Genomic DNA, 20,402 nt, shown 5'->3' with positions numbered 1-20,402 from the left:
TCTGAAATGAATTGTAAATATGCTTTTCCTGATGCCGTATTGTTTGTTGCCTCGTATTCTTGCTTTTTAGTTATCTTATAAACTGTAATTTACAGTGCTATCTTTTTCCATTTTCTAATCTTAGTTCTAAAAGTTCCGAAAGGAGCAACAGTATTAATGTGAATGAACTTGTAAACTTCCCATATCGCTGTTTTTGTAGCATCATCAGCCCATTTTCTCATATGTGGTTGAAATAGTTCTTCCTCACTCATTGCGTCAATCATTGTATGTATAGATGTAATATTTTCTTTTAACATATCTTTCAATTCTGCTAATGACAAATGTGAGTAAGTATCCGTAAACCATTGGTATAAATCTCCTAACTGGTTCCATTTAAACATATTTGACGGTGTTTTCACTTCGATTCCATGTTTCTCATCATCTTCCCATTTCAAAACTAATGTTGTCCATCCAACTTGATAAGCAAGATTTTCTGCTGGTGTTCTATCAACTTTATCAACCCTCTTATTTTTTAAAGTTTCTGGAATATTATCAAATTCTGCAATATATTTCTCGAATGTTTTATTTATCTCTGTTTTGAGTTCTTCTTTATTTTCGTATGCTCGCAAAAAATCACCTCTATAACTTCAAATTTTATTCGTTTTTTATACCTGATATTATACTAATTCTATATGTACATTACAATAAAAGAAGGTTATAAAGGTTTGCATTATTATTTATGATGTTTTTCATAAGGGCAATCAAACGTTTGTGGAATGGTGATTTAGAAATAGAATGAGTAATGGAGAGGTGGAAGAATTTGATGGTGTGTCGCTTGTTGAGTGGACAGAAGAAAATAAAATTTGTTTTTTAAAGGAATTTGGTTGTGATATAAATTGTTACAATCCTTATGAAAAAGGAGAAAAGAAATGAAATATATATTACTTCATGGTTTAGGGCAAACAGCAGATGACTGGAAAGATACTGTACAGGCAATAGATACGGATTTGGAGATTCTATGTACTAATTTATCTGAATGGGTTTCTGATAAAAACCAAAAGCCGCAGTTTATTTGACTACGGCTTTTTTCAACGCTTTTTCAATGGCAGAAACAATCATTTGAGATGTGTAAGGATTGTCTTCGGGATAAGTAAGATTTTTAGTTGACTGGGTTTCGCATACCTGTTCGGCGATGTTTTCGATTGCAGGTTGTAATAAAGGATACATTGTAGTAACGGATTCACTTAGATTGACACAGCGGATAGATGTGATTTTTGATTGGTCAACTGTAACCTCTATTTCCAAATCCGTGCTGTTTAAGTTTACCGTGGATGTGTAAATTCCCGGTGTGTATTCTTTTGTAGTGTCCAGTGCTTTTTTATTTTTTGGGAAGAACATAAATACTAAAAGTAAAATAAAAAGAACTCCCAAAATGACAAAAATGGCAGTGTAAATGATTTCTTTCATATGCAGAACAACAATCTTTGTTTTTGAACTCATGAAGTCCCTCCTCATCTATATATATTGGAAAATATATCATTTACTTTGTATAATATATGAGCGGAAGAAAAAAATATTCATGTCATTGCGTGACAAATAGAAAATGTTCTTGTAGAATAGAACAAGATAAAAAGAAAATGAGGTGGCAAAATGTATATTATCGTAGGGCTTGGAAATCCAACTCCACAGTATGAGGGAACACGTCATAACGTGGGATTTGATGTCATAGATGCAATTGCAGATAAATATAATATAACAATGGATATAAGAAAACACAGAGCTTTTTGTGGGAAAGGTATTGTTGCAGGACAGAAAGTTATTTTGGCAAAACCGCAGACATATATGAATTTAAGCGGCGAGAGTGTGAGAAGTCTTGTAGATTATTTTAAGATTGATGAAGAACAGGAATTAATAGTGATTTATGATGATATAAGTCTTGATGTAGGACAACTTCGTATTCGCAAGAAAGGAAGTGCAGGCGGACATAATGGCATTAAGAATATTATCGCTCATTTGGGACATTCTGCATTTCCGAGAATTAAAGTCGGAGTAGGTGAGAAACCGAAACACTATGATTTGGCGGACTATGTTTTAGGACACTTTTCAAAATCGGAAAGAGAAGTTATGGAGGAAGGTTATCAGAATGCGGTTAAGGCAGTGGAATTAATGGTTAATGATGAGATTGAAACTGCCATGAATGAGTTTAACAAAAAGGCAAAATAGAAAAAGGAGGATATATGCAGGCTTTTGTAGAACCGCTGAAAGAATTGGCGGAATTTGAAGAAATACAGAAAGAAAAGAAAAAACAAAAGGGAATGATACAGATTGCCGGCTGTGTCAGTTCTCAAAAAACACATTTAATGTATGCTCTTGGCGATGATTCAACATATAGGGTCATCGCTGTTTCAAGTGAAGCAAAAGCGAAACAGATTTACGAAGAATATAAATTTTTAGATGAAAAGGTATATTATTATCCGCCAAAAGACCTTTTGTTTTATCAGGCGGATTTGCGAGGGAAAGCGCTTGTAAAAGAGAGGATGGAAGTAATTCAGGCGTTGCTGACAGAAAAAGAGGTGACGGTAATTACTGAGTTTGATGGGTTTATGGATTCACTTTTACCGCTGAAAAAAATCAAAGAAAGAATTTTTACGCTAAAAGTCGGAGATACGGTGGATTTTGATTCTTTGAAAGAAAAAGTGGCGGCTCTTGGCTATGATAGAGAAGTGCAGATTGATAGTATGGGGCAGTTTTCTGTGCGGGGAGGAATTATTGACATTTATCCGTTGACTGAAGAAGTTCCGATTCGTATTGAATTTTGGGACGATGAGATTGATTCCATTCGTACATTTGATGTGGAAAGTCAGCGTTCTATAGAAAATTTAGATGAGGTTGTTATTTATCCGGCAACGGATTTTCAGGAAGAGGAAGGAGAAAGAGTTTCTTTTTTGGATTATTTTCCGATGGAAGAAACAATCGTGTTTTTGGATGAACCGGCAAGGTTACTGGAAAAAGGAACAGGGGTGGAAGAAGAATATTTGGAAGCCCAGAAAAACCGTATAGAAGCAGGCTGTGAGATTTCGGATGTGCGTATACCTCTTTATCAGACAAAGCAGGTTATTGCTAAGATGAACGAGTGCTATTGTGTAGGGTTTTCGGCATTGGAGATACGGACGAGGGAGTTTAAAATAAATAATTTGTATAGTATTCATACGAAGAGTGTAAATCCGTATAACAATAGTTTTGAGATGCTTACAAGAGATTTGAAACGATTGAAACGAAGTGGTTATCGAGTTATTCTTCTTTCGGGTTCAAGAACGAGGGCGAAACGACTTGCGGAGGATTTGAGAGATTATAATCTGAGCAGTTTTTACAGTGATGAGAAAGAACGGCTTGTGCAGGATGGAGAGATTTTAGTTTCTTTCGGTCATGTGGCAGAAGGATATGAATATCCGCTGTTGAAATTTACGGTGATTTCAGAAACGGATATTTTTGGTAAAGGAAAGAAGAAACGTAAGCGAAAAGTTTACGAAGGACAGAAAATACAAAGTTTCTCTGAATTGAAAATAGGAGATTATGTTGTTCATGAAAATCACGGTCTGGGGATATATCAGGGAATAGAAAAAATTGATATGGATAAAACATCCAAGGATTATATGAAAATTTCTTATGCGGGAGGCGGAAACCTTTATATTCCTGCTACACAATTAGATTTAATTCAGAAATATGCGAGTGCGGATGCAAAGAAACCGAAGTTAAATCGCCTTGGAACGCAGGAGTGGACAAAGACAAAAACACGGGTCAGAGGGGCGGTTAAAGAGATTGCAAAAGATCTGGTGGAATTGTATGCGGCAAGACAACGTGAAGAGGGATTTGTATACGGTCCGGATACTGTTTGGCAAAAAGAATTTGAAGAAATGTTTCCGTTTGAGGAAACGGAAGATCAGATGCTGGCCATTGAAGCGACAAAGCGGGATATGGAGAGCAATAAGATCATGGATCGTCTAATTTGCGGAGATGTAGGGTATGGTAAAACGGAAGTGGCAATCCGTGCGGCTTTTAAGGCTGTACAGGAAAATAAGCAGGTAGTTTATTTAGTTCCCACGACAATTCTGGCACAACAACATTACAATACATTTGTGCAGAGAATGAAAGAATTTCCGGTGAGGGTGGATTTGATGTGTCGTTTCCGAACGCCTACACAACAGAAAAAAACGATTGAAGATACGAAAAAAGGGTTGGTTGACATTATTGTCGGGACACACAGAGTGTTGAGTGATGATTTGAAATTTAAAGATTTGGGCCTTTTGATTATTGATGAAGAACAACGTTTTGGTGTACAGCATAAAGAAAAAATCAAAAAATTAAAAGAAAATATAGACGTACTGACACTGACGGCAACACCGATTCCGAGAACACTCCATATGAGTTTGATTGGAATTAGGGATATGAGTGTTTTGGAAGAAGCGCCGATGGACAGGATTCCGATTCAGACTTATGTTATGGAATATAATGATGAAATGGTTCGGGAAGCTATTCAGCGTGAATTGTCAAGAGAGGGACAGGTTTACTATGTTTATAATAAAGTAAAAGATATTGAAGAAATTACAGACAGGATTCAAAGTCTTGTTCCGGAGGCTTCCGTTACTTATGCCCATGGGCAGATGAGTGAGCATCAGTTGGAAAAAATTATGTATGATTTTATTAACGGAGAGATTGATGTACTCGTATCTACTACAATTATTGAAACAGGGCTTGATATTTCTAATGCAAATACAATGATAATTCATGAGGCGGATAAATTAGGGCTTTCACAACTTTATCAGTTGCGCGGAAGGGTAGGACGTTCTAACAGAATGGCATATGCGTTTATGCTATATAAACGTGATAAATTGTTGAAGGAAGTTGCGGAGAAAAGGTTATCTGCAATTAGAGAATTTACGGATTTGGGTTCGGGATTCAAAATCGCTATGCGGGATTTGGAAATTCGTGGTGCAGGTAATCTTTTGGGTGCAGAGCAACACGGACATATGGAGGCGGTCGGATATGATTTATATTGCAAAATGCTAAATGAGGCTGTAAAGCATTTAAAAGGAGAAATGGAGGAGGAGTCATATACGACAACAATCGATTTAAATGTAGACGCTTATATTCCAACTTCGTATATACCTAATGAATATCAGAAACTGGATATTTACAAGCGAATTGCCAGCATTGAAAATGAGGAGGAAATGGACGAAATGGTGGAAGAATTAATAGACCGTTTCGGAGATATTCCAAAAAAAGTACAGCAATTACTCCGGATTGCTTCGGTAAAAGCGTTTGCCCACAGTGCATATATTATTTCCATTGAGCAAAAGGGAGAAGAATATAAATTTACTATGTACGAGAAAGCAAAGGTATGTGCAGACCGTATTCCGCTTCTTCTCCAACAATATAAAGGTAATTTAAACTTTAAAGTAGAAACAAATCCATATTTTATTTACCAGAAAAAAGGAAGAAATAAACGTGAGAAAGACGAAAATATATTGGAATGTGTAAAAAGTGTGATAAGTGGGATAAAGGGATTGATAGAATAAGGAAAAGACGATATAATAATGAAGTTAGTAAAACGAAGGAGGACGTTATGGGTAATACAAGAAAGAAAATTGTTGCTTTAGTAGCAGCGGCTGCTATGTCAGCAACGGCAATTACAGGGTGCGGAAAGATAAATAATGAAGCGACATTAATGACAGTTGGTGAAGATAAGGTAAATATGGGAGTTGCGAATTTCTTTGCCAGATATCAGCAGGCAATGGCTGAGGCACAGTATGGTGCATATATGGGAGATGATATGTGGGAATCAGAAGTGGCTGAGTCCGAAACAATGGAAGAGAGCATGAAGAAGAGAATTTTGGAATCTCTAAAAACATTGTATGTATTAGAAGATCATATGAAAGATTATAAAGTGGAATTGACTGCTGAGGAAAAGCAGAAGATTGATACAATTGCGAAAGAATTTTTAAAAGCAAATAAAGACGGTGCGAAAGAAGTGGTTTCGGCAGACGAAGATACAGTAAAACGTGTGTTAGAATTACTTACCATTGAAGATAAAATGAGAGAAGCGATGGTAGCCGATGTTGATAAAAATGTAAGTGATGATGAGGCTGCTCAGAAGAGTATGCAGTATGTATTCTTTACATTTACAAAAACGGCAGAAGATAAAACTTCTACAACAATGGATGATGATGAGAAAAAAGCGTTAAAAGAAAAAGCAACAAAATTCCAAGAGGGAGCAAAAGCACAGGCAGATTTTGCAGCATATGCAAAAGCAAACGGATATGAAGCGACAACAAAAACTTTTGATGCGAAAGATACTGCTCCTTCAGAAGATTTAATTAAAGTAGTTGATAAATTAAAAGCAGGAGAAATGACAGGCGTAGTTGAAACGCCGTCAGGATATTATGTTGCAAAAGTGACAAGTTTATTAGACAGAGCGGCAACAGACAAAGAAAAACAGACAATTATTGTAGAACGTGAAAATAAAAAATACGAAGAATTAGTAAAAAAATTCCTTAAAGAAGCGAAAATTGACGTAAATAAAAATGAATGGAAAAAAATTAGTTTTTCAAAACAGAGAGTAACATTAAAGGCGCTTAAGCAACCTGCAAATCAGCAGGAACAGAAATAAAAAAGAAGGTGTGGCAATCGGATTTGCCACACCTTCTTTTTTTAATTGTACTTATGACAATTAAAAACGAGCCATAAGTAAATCGTTTACTAATTTTCCGTCTGCTTTACCTTTTACTTTAGGCATTAATTCTTTCATAATACGTCCTTTGTCTTTTGGAGTAGGAGCATCAATGCCAAGTTCGGAAAGAGTAGTGTCAATAACAGATTTGATTTCCTCTTCACTCATCATTTTTGGTGCATATTGTTCTAAAACGGCAAGACGTTTTTCACACTCTTCTATGATTTCTGTGCGGTCAGCAGGTGTCATCTCCAAAGTTTCCTTTGTCTGTTTGATTTCCTTCATAATAACTTGTGTTTCTTCTTCTTCCGTAAGGTCGGCACGTTTTTCAATTGCTTTGTTTTTTAAAGCGGATAAAAGCATGGATAAAGTTTCTTTTGTTTCCTTATCTCCGGCTTTCATGGCAGTCACCATTGCACTTCTTACTTCGTCTATTTTACTCATTGTTCTACCTCCTTGAAATCATATACTTTCATTATAAAAGATAAGCAGTTAAAGTCAATGTTTGTTTTTACATTTCAAGATGTATAAAAAATTTCCATTTACAGATACTATTTCCAATTGGAAAAGAAAAATGGAGGAAAATAGAATGAAAGCAACAGGGATTGTAAGAAGAATAGATGATTTGGGAAGGGTTGTTATTCCGAAAGAAATACGAAGAACATTAAGAATAAGAGAAGGCGATCCATTGGAAATTTTTACGGATAGAAACGGAGAAGTGATTTTGAAGAAATATTCTCCAATAGGAGAACTGCATAAAATTTCATGCGAGTATGCGGAAAGTTTATCTTCGGTGACGGGATATACGATATGTATTGCGGATACAGAGCAGATTATTGCGGTTTCGGGGAGTGGTAAGAAAACACTTTCAGAAAAAGGAATAACATCTGAAATGCGGAAAGCAATGGAAATGCGGAAGTCTTTTGTGGCGGGATGTGGAGAAAAAGCATATGTGAAGGTTACTGATGCGGAAATGCAGGAATATGTTTCGCAGGCGATTAGTCCGATTATATGTGAGGGAGATGTGATTGGTGCAGTTATTCTTCTTGGCAAAAACGGAGATAAAAAGTTTGGTGATTCGGAAAAAATATTGGCGCAGACAGGAGCGGGATTTTTAGGAAAACAAATGGAGCAGTAAAGGCATAAAACTCCTCGGACAATCATAGATTGTGTTAGAACAGAGGTAAAGGAGGAGTTTTTGTGGGAAAGAAGGAGAAAAAGGAATCGAAAGGAATATGGTTGCTAAAGGCATTGTTGGCAGGATATGTGGTGACGGGAATATTGCTGATGATACTGGCACTTCTGTTGTATAAAATAGATTTAGATGAACAAAAGGTGACTGTAGGAATTGTTGCTACTTATGTTATTTCTACTTTTGTGGGCGGTTTTATTATGGGAAAATTGGTGGAAGAGCAGAAGTTTATCTGGGGGCTTGTGTTGGGAGTGATTTACTTTTTGCTACTTTTTGCCGTTTCATTTGCAGTCAATCACCAGTTGCAGAGTAATGGAACGAACCTTGTGACAACACTTTTGCTCTGTGCGGGAGGAGGAATGCTTGGGGGAATGGTTTCATAACTTTTGTTTGCAAACAAGTTTATACTTGAGATTATGTGACGTTTTGTACGGCTGAATAGTTATAAAAAAGACTTTAAAAACGGAGTGTACTGTGTTATAATAAAACAAGTTAATGTATATTCAAGGAGGAATTGATATGAAACACATCAAAACATTAAATGCACAGACATTAAATAATACAGTGAAAAAAGGTGGCTGTGGAGAATGCCAGACATCTTGTCAGTCAGCATGTAAGACATCATGCACAGTAGGAAACCAGACTTGCGAACAGAAGAAATAATAGAGATTGCATAGTCAGAACTGGGCAGCGGCTTCGGTCGCTGTTTTTTCTTGTTGTATAGGAAGTTTATTTCTGTACACAGGAAACGCTCCGCATGAGATGTGCGAAGTACATTTTTGTTTTTAAAACTGAAAAATCAAAACAAAAAATATTTATATACAGAAAGGGGAAACATTGTGATTCATCAGTACAAGAATAACGGATACGATATTGTCTTGGATGTCAACAGTGGTTCTGTCCATGTAGTAGATGATATGTGTTACGATATTATCGAATGTTTGGATAAAATGGGCGTGGAAGATAATATGGAGTTGCTCGAGCAGAATGAAACGCTGGAGAAGATGAAAGCGGATTTGGGACAGACATATCCGGTAGAAGAGATTGCTGAAGCATTTGAAGATATTAAAGAACTTACAAAGGCAGGACAATTATTTACAAAAGACGTTTATGAAGAATATATAGGAGAAGTGAAGAAGAGAAAAACGGTTGTAAAGGCACTCTGCATTCATATCGCTCATGACTGTAATCTAGCCTGCAAATATTGTTTTGCGGAAGAGGGAGAATATCACGGACGCAGAGCATTAATGTCCTATGAAGTGGGGAAAAAGGCGTTAGATTTCCTGATTGCAAATTCAGGAAACAGAAGAAATCTTGAAGTAGACTTCTTCGGAGGAGAGCCTTTGATGAATTGGCAGGTTGTAAAAGATTTAGTTGCCTACGGAAGAGAGCAGGAAAAAATACATAACAAGAACTTCCGATTTACTTTGACAACAAATGGTGTGCTTTTAAATGATGAAGTGCAGGAATTTGTTAATAAAGAAATGGATAACGTTGTATTAAGTCTTGACGGAAGAAAAGAAGTCAACGATAAAATGCGTCCGTTCAGAAATGGAAAAGGAAGTTATGATTTGATTGTTCCGAAGTTCCAAAAACTTGCAGACAGCCGTAATCAGCAGAAGTATTATATTAGAGGAACGTTTACGAGAGATAACCTTGACTTTTCAAAAGATGTTCTTCATTTTGCGGATTTGGGATTTGAACAGATTTCCATCGAACCGGTTGTAGGCGAGGAAAGTGATTTTTATGCAATTAGAGAAGAAGATCTTCCGCAGATTTTTGAAGAGTACGATACATTGGCAAAAGAAATGATTAAACGTGAAAGAGAAGGAAAAGGATTTACGTTTTTCCATTTTATGCTTGATTTGGATGGAGGTCCATGTGTGGCAAAACGTTTGTCGGGCTGTGGTTCGGGAACAGAATATTTGGCAGTTACTCCGTGGGGAGATTTATATCCGTGCCACCAGTTTGTAGGGGAAGAAGATTTCCTTATGGGAAATGTTGACGAGGGAATTACAAAACCTGAGATTGCAGACGAATTTAGAGGATGTAGCGTGTATTCTAAAGAAAAGTGTAAAAACTGTTTTGCTAAATTTTATTGTAGCGGTGGCTGCATGGCAAATTCATATAAATTCCACGGTTCTATTCATGATACATATGATGTTGGATGTGAAATGGAGAGAAAACGTGTGGAATGTGCGATTATGATAAAAGCCGCATTGGCAGATAAGGAAAGGGTGTAAAAAATGAAAAAAAGCAAAGGTGTCATTAGCCTGTTCCTAGTAACTCTTCTGACAGGGCTTCTTGTATTTACAACAGTTGTCGGATTTGGAAGCGGACATATTGGAGCAGCAAAGAACATTAAGCTAGGTCTTGACTTAGCAGGTGGGGTAAGTATTACTTATCAGGCAAAAGGTGAAAAACCATCAGAAAAAGAAATGAGTGATACTGTTTACAAGTTGCAGAAACGTGTTGAGCAGTATAGTACGGAAGCGGGAGTTTATCAGGAAGGTGATGACCGTATTTCTATTGAAATTCCAGGCGTAACAGATGCAAACAAAGTATTGGAAGAACTTGGAAAACCAGGTTCATTGGAATTTCAGGATTCTGAAGGAAAAGTTGTGTTAGACGGAACAGATGTTAAGAGTGCTACTGCACAGATTCAGGAAGATACTTCCGGAAATAAGAAAAACATGGTTTCGCTTGAAATGACAAAAGAAGGTAAAAAGAAATTTGCAGACGCAACACAGAAAAACTTAGGCAAACCGATTGCCATTGTATATGACGGGCAGATTATCAGCAGTCCTACGGTAAATAGTGCAATTACAAATGGACAGGCTGTAATCGAAGGTGATTTTACATATGAAGAGGCAGAAGAACTTGCTTCAACAATCCGCATCGGTGGACTTCAGGTAGAATTAGAGGAAATCAACTCAAGCGTTGTAGGAGCTCAACTTGGTGAGGAGGCAATCAGTACGAGTTTAATGGCAGGCGCAATCGGTCTGGCAATTATCTTCGTATTTATGTGCGTTGTATATCTTCTTCCGGGGTTTGCGTCAAGTATTGCTTTATGTATTTATACAGGAATTATCCTTGTATTATTAAATGCATTTGATATTACGTTAACATTACCTGGTATAGCAGGTATTATTCTAGGTATCGGTATGGCAGTAGATGCCAACGTTATTATTTTCGCCAGAGTAAAAGAAGAGTTGGCAGCGGGAAGAAATGTCAAGACATCATTGAAAAAAGGTTTTCAGAAAGCATTATCTGCTATTGTAGACGGAAACATTACAACTTTAATTGCCGCTTTAGTATTAGGATTAAAGGGAACAGGTACTGTAAAAGGATTCGCACAGACATTGGCTTTAGGTATTGTCGTTTCTATGTTTACGGCTCTTGTTGTAACAAGAATAATTATTTTCGCATTCTATGCAATTGGACTTAGAAGTGAAAAATTATACGGTGTTCAGAAAGAAAGAAAAACAATCAATTTCCTTGGAAAGAGAAAAGTATGCTTTATTATTTCGATTGTACTTGTATTAAGTGGTTTTGCAGCAATGGGTGTTCAGAAAACACAGGGAAATGATATTTTAAATTACAGCCTTGAATTTAAGGGCGGTACAGCAACAAACGTAACTTTTAACGAAGATTATTCCATTAAAGAATTAGATGCAAAAGTAACACCGGTTATTGAAAAAGTAACAGGTGACAAAAATGTACAGATGCAGAAAGTAAAAGGAACAAAACAGGTTGTTGTAAAAACACAGGTGCTAGACTTAAAGAAACGTGAAGCGTTAAACAAAGCACTTGTGGATAATTTTAAAGTAGATGAAAAGAAAATTACTTACAATAACATCAGTTCAACAGTAAGTTCAGAAATGAGAACAGACGCTATTATTGCGGTATTAATTGCTACAGTATGTATGTTGCTTTACATTTGGTTACGATTTAAAGACTTCAGATTTGCAAGCAGTGCTATCGTTGCTTTATTGCATGATGTATTAGTTGTATTGGCATTTTATGCAATTGCAAGAATTTCAGTTGGTAATACATTTATTGCTTGTATGTTGACAATTGTCGGTTACTCAATCAATGCGACAATCGTTATCTTCGACCGAATTCGTGAAGAGTTAAAAACAGGAAGCAGAAAAGATACAATTGAAGAAGTTGTAAACAGAAGTATTACACAGACACTTACAAGAAGTATTTATACATCATTTACAACATTTGTCATGGTAGCAGCACTTTATGTTTTGGGTGTAAGTTCCGTAAAAGAATTTGCAGCACCGCTTATGGTAGGTGTAGTTGTCGGAGCATATTCATCAGTTTGCATCACCGGTGCATTATGGTATGCAATGAAGAAAAAAATTGTGAAAAAATAAGAAAAAGACAGGACGGGGGATTATTTAATCCCCCGTTTCGTCTTATGGATAAAGGCGGGAAATAAAATGGAAAAATGGTTCTTAACGCGAAAAGGTGCTGATTTTCAGGGAATTAGTCAAAAGTTCCATATTAGTCCGGTAATTGCCAGATTAATTCGTAATAGAGATATAGTGGGAGATAAAGAAATAGAGTTTTATCTTCGTGGAAAAGTAGAGGACTTATATGATGGTATATTGATGAAAGATATGTCAGTTGCAGTTGATATTATCAGAGAGAAAATTCAGGAAAGAAAACCAATTCGGATTATAGGGGATTATGATATTGATGGTGTTAACGCTACCTATATTTTGCTGGAGGGAATTGAAAAACTCGGTGGCGATGTGAGTGTGGATATTCCCGACAGAATGAAAGACGGATATGGATTGAATAAAACTTTGATAGACAGGGCGTTTGAAAGCGACGTGGATACGATTATTACTTGTGATAATGGTATTGCCGCGCGGGCGGAAATTGCTTATGGAAAAAGTCTTGGAATGACGATTATTGTAACCGACCATCATGAAGTGCCTTATGAGGAAACTGAGGAGGGCATTCATTATCTACTGCCTCCTGCAGATGCGGTTATAGATCCGAAAAGAGAAGATTGTGAATATCCGTTTCCACATCTTTGCGGAGCGGGTGTGGCCTATAAACTGGTAGAAACATTGTTTAATGTAGAGGGGAGAGAATCAGCGGAGATTGAATATCTTATCGAAAATGTGGCTATTGCCACTGTAGGCGATGTCATGGATTTAATCGGTGAGAATCGTATTTTTGTAAAATATGGGTTAGAAAAACTAAAACAGACCAAAAATCTTGGATTGAAAGCCCTTATGGAATGCACAGGGGTAGATGTGGAGCGCTTGTCTTCTTACCATATCGGATTTGTAATCGGACCATGTTTAAATGCCAGCGGGCGACTGGATACGGCTAAGAGGGCATTGGAACTTTTGCGTGCAAGAACAAAGGCGGAGGCGGATATACTGGCAGGCGATTTGAAAGCGTTAAATGATAGTCGAAAAGAGATGACGGCGGAGGCGGTCGAAGAGGCAATTGAGCAGGTAGAAAATACTTCTTTAAAAGAGGATAGAGTTCTTGTGATTTATTTGCCGGATTGTCACGAAAGTCTTGCGGGAATCGTTGCCGGAAGAATTAGAGAAAAATATTATAAACCTACATTTGTTCTGACGAATGCGGAAGAGGGGGCGAAAGGTTCAGGGCGTTCCATAGACACATATCATATGTATGATGAGATGATAAAATGTAAAGACCTTCTTGGAAAGTTTGGAGGACATAAGTTGGCAGGAGGCTTATCTATAGCTATTGAAAATATTGATGTGTTTCGCAGACGGCTAAATGAGAACTGTGCATTAAGCGAAGAAGAACTATATGAAAAAGTTTCTATTGATATGCAGTTGCCACTTGCTTATGTAAGTGAAACGCTTATTGGAGAGTTAGAATGCTTAGAGCCTTTTGGAAAGGCAAATCCGAAACCGGTATTTGCTGAGAAAGATGTACAGGTGAAAGAAACAAGGATATTGGGAAAAAATAATAATGTACTGAAAGTGCAACTTTCTGATATGTATGGAACGACAATGGAAGGTATGTATTTTGGAGATATAGAAGATTTTATGGAAACGGTTGAAAAGAAAAGCGGAAGAATGAATATTACATATTATCCGTCCGTAAATGAGTATAGAGGACGAAAAACGTTGCAGATTGTCATACAGAATTATCAATAGTATATTGGATTTATGACGGAGAAGTGCTATAATAATATACATATTTTGTAGAAATTTGGAGGCGTAGAGATGAAGCCAATAGAGGATTATATAAGAAGTATTCCGGATTTTCCGGAAAAAGGAATTATTTTTAGAGATATTACAAGTGTGTTGGAAGATGCACAAGGGCTGCATTTAGCAATTGACTTGATGCAGGAGCGTATAGGAAAAGATGAATTTGACGTTGTCGTAGGACCGGAATCAAGAGGATTTATTTTCGGAGTTCCGATTGCATATAATATGGGTAAACCTTTTATACCTGTGCGTAAGAAGGGTAAACTACCATGTGAAACAGTTTCAATTCAATATGATTTGGAATATGGAAGTGCTGAGATTGAAATGCACAAAAATTCTATTAAACCGGGACAGCGAGTAGTGATTATCGATGATTTAATGGCAACAGGAGGAACTATGGAAGCCATTATTAAACTTATCGAGGGAATGGGCGGAGAAGTCGTTAAAATTGTATGCCTGATTGAATTGGCAGGTTTGGAAGGAAGAAAGAGATTAGAGGATTATCAGATGGAAGCAGTAATTACCTATCCGGGTAATTAATGAAGAGGAAAGAGGGAGGTATCTTTATGGCAGAGAACAACATCGTGGAGAATCCATATAAAAATTTAGAAGTTGTTGACGGTCATGCGGTAAAAGCACCGGAGAATTATCAGGATTCAGATAAACTGTACGATGCCCTGATTGCGAGAATTAGGAAATACCACCCGTCTACAGACATTTCACTGATTGAGAAAGCGTATAAGGTTGCAAAGGAAGCACATGAGGGACAGACACGAAAATCGGGAGAGGCATATATTATTCATCCTACATGGGTCGGATTGATTCTTGCTGATTTGGAATTGGATAAGGAAACAATTGCGGCAGGAATTCTCCACGATGTAGTGGAAGATACGATTATGTCTGAGGAAGAAATTGCCGAAGAGTTTGGAAGTGAAGTTGCATTGCTTGTAGATGGGGTAACAAAATTAGGACAGTTATCCTACTCAGCAGATAAGTTAGAATTACAGGCGGAAAACTTAAGGAAAATGTTTCTTGCAATGGCAAAAGATATTCGTGTTATTTTGATTAAACTTGCTGACAGGCTTCATAATATGCGTACATTGCAATTTATGGTTCCTGAGAAGCAGAAAGAAAAAGCGAGAGAAACAATGGATATTTATGCTCCGATTGCACAGCGTCTTGGTATTTCCAAGATTAAGACGGAGTTAGATGATTTAGCATTGAAGTATTCCCAGCCGGAAGTGTTTTATGATTTGGTTGATCAGATTAATGCGAGAAAGACGGAGAGGGAGGAGTTTGTGCAGCAAATAGTGGAAGAAGTTTCCACACATATGAAAAATGCAAATATCAAAGCGGAAGTATATGGCAGAGTAAAACATTTCTTTAGTATTTATAAGAAAATGGTAAATCAGGATAAGACGGTAGATCAGATTTATGATTTGTTTGCTATTCGTATTATCGTCGATTCTGTAAAAGACTGTTATGCTGCCCTTGGAGCAATTCATGAGATGTACACACCTATACCGGGACGCTTTAAAGATTATATCGCAATGCCGAAACCGAATATGTATCAGTCCTTGCATACAACTCTTATGGGACCATCGGGTCAGCCTTTTGAAATTCAGATTCGTACAGTAGAAATGCATAAGACGGCGGAATATGGTATTGCTGCTCACTGGAAATACAAAGAAACCGGTGGAAGTGAGAAGAGCGTTGCAACTCGTGCAGAAGAGAAATTAAGTTGGCTCAGACAGATTTTGGAATGGCAGCAGGATACGGATAACCGTGAATTTTTATCTCTGTTAAAGGGAGATTTGGATTTGTTTGCGGAAGATGTATATTGCTTTACTCCGAATGGAGATGTGAAGAACCTTCCAAATGGTTCGACGCCTGTGGATTTTGCCTATGCAATTCACAGTGCGGTAGGGAATAAAATGGTCGGGGCGAGAGTAAACGGTAAATTAGTTCCGATTGATTATAAAATCCAAAATGGTGACAGAATAGAAGTTCTCACCTCGCAAAATTCAAAAGGTCCAAGCCGTGATTGGTTGAATATTGTAAAAAGTACACAGGCAAGAAATAAAATTAACCAGTGGTTTAAAAAAGAATTTAAAGAAGAAAATATTATTCGCGGAAAAGAAATGCTTGCGGCTTATTGCAGAGCGAAGGCTTTGGTACTCAGTGATTTAACGAAGCCGAAATATATGCAGGTTGTACAGCGGAAATATGGATTTAAAGATTGGGAGGCAGTGCTTGCGGCGCTGGGGCACGGTGGTTTGAAAGAAGGCCAGATTGTCAATCGACTTTTGGAAGAGTACAATAAAGAACATAAAGAAGCAATCACAGATGAAACAATTTTAGAAAAAGTATCTGAGGCAGCGAAAAATAAAGTTCATGTGACAAAATCAAAAAGCGGTATTATCGTCAAGGGAATTGATGATATGGCTGTGCGTTTTTCTAGATGTTGTAATCCTGTTCCGGGAGATGAAATTGTCGGATTTGTTACACGAGGCAGAGGTATGTCCATCCATAGAACAGACTGTGTAAATATTATTCATTTATCAGAGCGGGAACGTGCAAGACTGATAGATGCAGAGTGGGAGCAGGAAGAAGAAAAAGGTGTCGGTCAGTATGTGGCGGAAATCCGTATGTATGCTGTGGACAGAACAGGATTGCTTATGGAAATTTCCAAAGTCTTTACGGAAAATAAAATTGACGTAAAATCAATGAATGCCCGAACAAGTAAACAGGGCAAAGTAACGTTAGAAATCGGATTTATCGTACATGGAAGAGAAGAACTTGCGAAAGTGGCAGATAAACTTCGACAGATAGAAGGAGTTATTGACATCGAACGTGCAGTAAGTTAGGAGATAAAAATGAGAATTAAAACAATAGTAACAGGAATAATCAGCACGAACTGTTATGTGGTGCATAATGAGAAAACAAAAGAAGCGGTTATTATTGACCCGGGAGCTTGTTCTAAGAATTTAAAAGATTATCTTTTAGAGGAAAAATTGGATGTGAAAGGCATTCTTCTTACACACGGACATTTTGATCATATTTTAGGATTAGATGGATTATTGGAAATGTTTGATGTTCCCGTTTATGTTCATGAGAATGAGGAAGAGTTAATTAAAGATCCGGTTTTAAATCAATCTAAGACATATACAAATGGCTATGCTTTCACAAGAGCAAAATATGTAAAAGATAAAGATGTATTAAATCTGATTGGATATTCTTTTCAAGTGATTCATACACCGGGACATACAAAAGGCGGTGTGTGCTATTATGTGGAAGAGGAAGAAGTTTTATTTAGCGGTGACACATTATTTTATGCATCGGTGGGAAGAACAGATTTCCCGACAGGAAGCACATCCGAATTGATTCGTTCGATTCGTGAGAAGTTGATGTGTCTTCCGGACGATACGATTGTTTATCCCGGACACATGGGGGCGACTTCTATCGGATACGAAAGACAGCAAAATCCTTTCATTCAGTAGAAAAAAGAGTCAAGAGATTGTGGGACGTATTTTCGGAAGGAAAAATTACGTCCCTTATTTTATAAAAGAGAGAGATAAAAATGGTTGATATTTACTTAAAAGAAGAGTTTTATGCGTATGATGCATTTCATATTATTAAAGGTTTTTTGCCAAACGAAGAGATAAAGCAACATATTGGTTACGAAAGAAATGAAATAGTTTCTATAGATATAAATAATAAAACGGTTTTAGAAATTTTGGAAGTAAACAAAAAATGTACAAAGAAAGAAAATAAAAGCGAAGTAAATAAAAAAATTTACTCAATGATGAAGGAATATACAGGAAAGAGTATGGCGTGGGGTGTTCTTACGGGAATAAGACCAACGAAAATATTAATGAAAAAGTTGGAGAACGGAGAGCAGGAAGAAGAGATTAAGAGGTGGTTTCAAGAGCAGTATCTTGTGTCTGAGAAAAAAGCAACATTAGGAATGGAGATTGCAAAACGGGAAAAAAGTCTTTTAGAAAAATTGGATTATAAGGATGGATACAGCCTTTACATTGGAATTCCGTTTTGCCCGACAACCTGTTCTTACTGTTCTTTTACTTCTTATCCGATAGGACAGTGGAAAAACAGAACAGAGGAATATTTAGAGGCGCTTTGTAAAGAAATTTCTTTTGTGGGTGAAGTTTCAAGAGAGAAAAAATTAAATACTATTTATATAGGTGGCGGCACTCCAACTACTTTGGAAGCAGACCAGTTGGACAAACTTCTGACTCATGTGGAGAAAAAGTTTTCTTTAAAAGAGTTAAAAGAATTTACAGTGGAAGCAGGGCGTCCGGACAGTATTACAAGAGAAAAGTTGGAAGTTCTTAAAAAGCATTGTATTACCCGCATTTCTATTAATCCACAGACGATGCAGCAGAAAACATTGGACAGCATTGGAAGAAAACATACCGTAGAAGATGTTGTAAATGTATTTCATATGGCAAGGGAATTGGGATTTGATAATATAAACATGGATTTAATAGCCGGGTTGTCGGGAGAAACAGTTGCGGATATGAGAGATACTTTGGAAAAAATAAAAGAATTACATCCCGATAATCTTACGGTACATTCTTTAGCGATCAAAAGGGCGGCGAAATTAAATCAGAGTGAAGCAAAGAAAGAACTTATAAATCAATCGGAAACTTTAGCAGAAATGATTGAACTTGCGGGAAAATATGCCGATGAAATGGGATTGAGTCCATATTATTTGTATCGCCAGAAAAATATTGCAGGAAATTTTGAAAATGTTGGTTATGCAAAGGTTGACAAAGCGGGAATATACAATATACTAATTATGGAGGAAAAACAATCAATTATTGCGGTTGGAGCAGGCGCATCAACGAAGATTGTTCTTCCAGAAGGAAAAGAAATACAGGATAAAAAATCCGGTAATTTGAAAAATATTGTGCGTATAGAAAACGTGAAAGATGTAGATGCGTATATTACACGTATTGATGAAATGATAGAGAGAAAAGGAGAATGGCTATGGCGTTAAAGAAGAAAGCGATGACAGGCATGAAAGATATGTTGCCTAGAGAAATGGAGATTAGAGATTATGTCATTCATTTAATTAAGGAAACATACAGTACATTTGGATTTTCTTCCATTGAAACACCATGTGTGGAACATATTGAGAATTTATGCAGTAAGCAGGGCGGGGAGAATGAAAAATTAATTTTCAAAATCCTGAAACGTGGAGAAAAGTTAAAATTAGAAACGGCACAGACAGAAAGTGACGTAGTAGACGGGGGACTTCGATATGATCTTACTGTTCCGCTTTGCAGATATTATGCGAATGCGTCAAATGAACTGCCTTCTCCGTTTAAGGCGTTGCAGATGGGAAACGTGTGGCGTGCAGACAGACCTCAGCGTGGACGTTTTCGTCAGTTTATGCAATGTGATATTGACATTTTAGGAGAGCCGACAAATTTAGCAGAAATAGAGTTGATTTTGGCTACAACAACATTGCTTGGAAAATTAGATTTTAAGAATTTTACAATTCGTATCAATGACAGAAAAATTTTAAAAGCAATGGCGGCTTATAGTGGATTTGCAGAAAAAGATTATGACAATATTTTCATTATTTTAGATAAAATGGATAAAATCGGCTTGGACGGAGTTGCAGCCGAGTTGGAAGCAAACGGATATGCAAAAGAGTCTGTGGATAAATATTTGGCATTGTTTAAAGAAATTACAAATGATGTGGAAGGTGTTCGCTATTGTAAAGAAAAATTAGCAGGATTTTTAGATGCGGAAGCTGCTGATGGGTTGGAGATGATTATTACAAGCGTAGACAGTGTTAAGGAGGCTGAATTTAAAATCAGTTTTGATCCGACGCTGGTTCGTGGAATGTCTTATTATACAGGAACGATTTTTGAAATTGCGATGGATGAGTTTGGCGGTTCTGTTGGCGGCGGCGGAAGATATGATGAGATGATTGGAAAGTTTACGGGACAGCAGACAGCGGCATGTGGATTTTCAATCGGATTTGAGCGTATCGTTATGTTGTTGTTAGAAAGAGGTTATGAAGTGCCGACAGCGAAAAATAAAAAGGCATTTTTAATCGAAAAGGGAATGAATCAGCAAGGATTGTTGAAAGTACTTTCACTCGCAAAAGAAGAGCGTGCCGCAGGTAATCAGGTACAGATTAGCGTAATGAAGAAAAATAAAAAATTCCAAAAAGAACAACTTTCTTCGGAAGGGTACAACGATATACAGGAATTTTTTAAAGATAAACTATAAAGAAAGCAGGGAGAAA

General features: G+C 37.0%; 18 protein-coding genes and 1 pseudogene. 16 read left to right on the top strand and 3 right to left on the bottom strand.

All coding sequences use genetic code 11. The features are described from left to right. Nucleotides 1–89 precede the first annotated feature (89 nt). Nucleotides 90–608 carry a ClbS/DfsB family four-helix bundle protein gene (locus ACYPXO_RS02555; RefSeq protein WP_459639123.1) on the bottom strand — a complete coding sequence of 173 codons (519 nt, stop codon included), beginning with the start codon at nt 606–608 and terminating at the stop codon, nt 90–92. 118 nt (nt 609–726) lie between these two features. Here ACYPXO_RS02555 and ACYPXO_RS02550 point away from each other — a divergent pair. Further along, nucleotides 727–912, top strand: a pseudogene (locus ACYPXO_RS02550) (nuclear transport factor 2 family protein); the annotation flags it as partial. Then, the gene (locus ACYPXO_RS02545; RefSeq protein WP_459639122.1) at nt 909–1,055 is read left to right on the top strand and encodes a hypothetical protein; all 147 of its coding nucleotides are present in this window, start codon (nt 909–911) and stop codon (nt 1,053–1,055) included. The pseudogene ACYPXO_RS02550 and the gene ACYPXO_RS02545, both read left to right, overlap by 4 nt. On the opposite strand, the gene ACYPXO_RS02540 is transcribed toward ACYPXO_RS02545, so the two are convergent. Beyond that, nucleotides 1,048–1,479: an FMN-binding protein gene (locus ACYPXO_RS02540; RefSeq protein ID WP_459639121.1), complete on the bottom strand. Its 432-nt coding sequence runs from the start codon at nt 1,477–1,479 to the stop codon at nt 1,048–1,050. The two genes, ACYPXO_RS02545 and ACYPXO_RS02540, sit on opposite strands and share 8 nt — an antisense overlap. A 150-nt stretch (nt 1,480–1,629) precedes the next feature. Between ACYPXO_RS02540 and pth the strand changes: the two genes are divergently transcribed. From pth to ACYPXO_RS02525, 3 genes are read left to right on the top strand one after another with little or no spacing between them, the layout of a single operon-like run. Further along, nucleotides 1,630–2,202 carry an aminoacyl-tRNA hydrolase gene (gene pth / locus ACYPXO_RS02535; RefSeq protein WP_459639120.1) on the top strand — a complete coding sequence of 191 codons (573 nt, stop codon included), beginning with the start codon at nt 1,630–1,632 and terminating at the stop codon, nt 2,200–2,202. A gap of 14 nt (nt 2,203–2,216) precedes the next feature. Beyond that, complete coding sequence (mfd, locus tag ACYPXO_RS02530) at nt 2,217–5,555, top strand: transcription-repair coupling factor (protein ID WP_459639119.1); 3,339 nt, start codon at nt 2,217–2,219, stop codon at nt 5,553–5,555. 47 nt (nt 5,556–5,602) lie between these two features. After that, nucleotides 5,603–6,646 (top strand): peptidylprolyl isomerase, encoded by a 1,044-nt coding sequence (locus tag ACYPXO_RS02525; RefSeq protein ID WP_459639118.1) that lies wholly within the window; start codon nt 5,603–5,605, stop codon nt 6,644–6,646. A 60-nt stretch (nt 6,647–6,706) separates the two neighbouring features. Here ACYPXO_RS02525 and ACYPXO_RS02520 read toward each other — a convergent pair whose 3' ends face one another. After that, nucleotides 6,707–7,150 carry a GatB/YqeY domain-containing protein gene (locus tag ACYPXO_RS02520; protein ID WP_459639117.1) on the bottom strand — a complete coding sequence of 148 codons (444 nt, stop codon included), beginning with the start codon at nt 7,148–7,150 and terminating at the stop codon, nt 6,707–6,709. A gap of 145 nt (nt 7,151–7,295) precedes the next feature. Between ACYPXO_RS02520 and spoVT the strand changes: the two genes are divergently transcribed. The 11 genes from spoVT to hisS all read left to right on the top strand — a co-directional run bounded on the left by spoVT (nt 7,296) and on the right by hisS (nt 20,386). Beyond that, nucleotides 7,296–7,844: a stage V sporulation protein T gene (spoVT, locus tag ACYPXO_RS02515; protein WP_459639116.1), complete on the top strand. Its 549-nt coding sequence runs from the start codon at nt 7,296–7,298 to the stop codon at nt 7,842–7,844. Between the two features lie 62 nt (nt 7,845–7,906). Further along, nucleotides 7,907–8,281: a TIGR04086 family membrane protein gene (locus tag ACYPXO_RS02510; RefSeq protein WP_459639115.1), complete on the top strand. Its 375-nt coding sequence runs from the start codon at nt 7,907–7,909 to the stop codon at nt 8,279–8,281. A gap of 136 nt (nt 8,282–8,417) precedes the next feature. Next, nucleotides 8,418–8,561 carry a six-cysteine ranthipeptide SCIFF gene (gene scfA / locus ACYPXO_RS02505; RefSeq protein WP_009460520.1) on the top strand — a complete coding sequence of 48 codons (144 nt, stop codon included), beginning with the start codon at nt 8,418–8,420 and terminating at the stop codon, nt 8,559–8,561. A gap of 176 nt (nt 8,562–8,737) precedes the next feature. Next, a complete protein-coding gene (gene scfB, locus ACYPXO_RS02500) occupies nt 8,738–10,141 on the top strand; it encodes a thioether cross-link-forming SCIFF peptide maturase (protein WP_459639114.1) in 1,404 nt (467 codons plus the stop codon). A gap of 3 nt (nt 10,142–10,144) precedes the next feature. Then, complete coding sequence (gene secD, locus ACYPXO_RS02495) at nt 10,145–12,283, top strand: protein translocase subunit SecD (RefSeq protein WP_459639113.1); 2,139 nt, start codon at nt 10,145–10,147, stop codon at nt 12,281–12,283. A gap of 66 nt (nt 12,284–12,349) precedes the next feature. Continuing rightward, on the top strand, nt 12,350–14,065 hold the full coding sequence (gene recJ, locus ACYPXO_RS02490) for a single-stranded-DNA-specific exonuclease RecJ (protein WP_459639112.1): 1,716 nt from the start codon (nt 12,350–12,352) through the stop codon (nt 14,063–14,065). Between the two features lie 69 nt (nt 14,066–14,134). After that, on the top strand, nt 14,135–14,659 hold the full coding sequence (locus ACYPXO_RS02485) for an adenine phosphoribosyltransferase (protein ID WP_459639111.1): 525 nt from the start codon (nt 14,135–14,137) through the stop codon (nt 14,657–14,659). Nucleotides 14,660–14,685: 26 nt separating this feature from the next. Next, nucleotides 14,686–16,986: a RelA/SpoT family protein gene (locus ACYPXO_RS02480; RefSeq protein ID WP_459639110.1), complete on the top strand. Its 2,301-nt coding sequence runs from the start codon at nt 14,686–14,688 to the stop codon at nt 16,984–16,986. Nucleotides 16,987–16,995: 9 nt separating this feature from the next. Continuing rightward, nucleotides 16,996–17,619: an MBL fold metallo-hydrolase gene (locus ACYPXO_RS02475; protein WP_459639109.1), complete on the top strand. Its 624-nt coding sequence runs from the start codon at nt 16,996–16,998 to the stop codon at nt 17,617–17,619. 80 nt (nt 17,620–17,699) lie between these two features. Beyond that, entirely contained in the window at nt 17,700–19,139 is a 1,440-nt protein-coding gene (hemZ, locus tag ACYPXO_RS02470; protein WP_459639108.1) for a coproporphyrinogen dehydrogenase HemZ, read from the top strand. After that, entirely contained in the window at nt 19,130–20,386 is a 1,257-nt protein-coding gene (gene hisS, locus ACYPXO_RS02465) for a histidine--tRNA ligase (protein WP_459639107.1), read from the top strand. The genes hemZ and hisS overlap by 10 nt, the downstream gene beginning before the upstream one ends. The last annotated feature ends 16 nt before the right edge of the window (nt 20,387–20,402 follow it).

It is taken from the genome of Faecalimonas canis (assembly GCF_054601575.1).
Note: the sequence above shows the minus strand (reverse complement) of the source record. Positions and strands in the feature narration are given on the sequence as shown.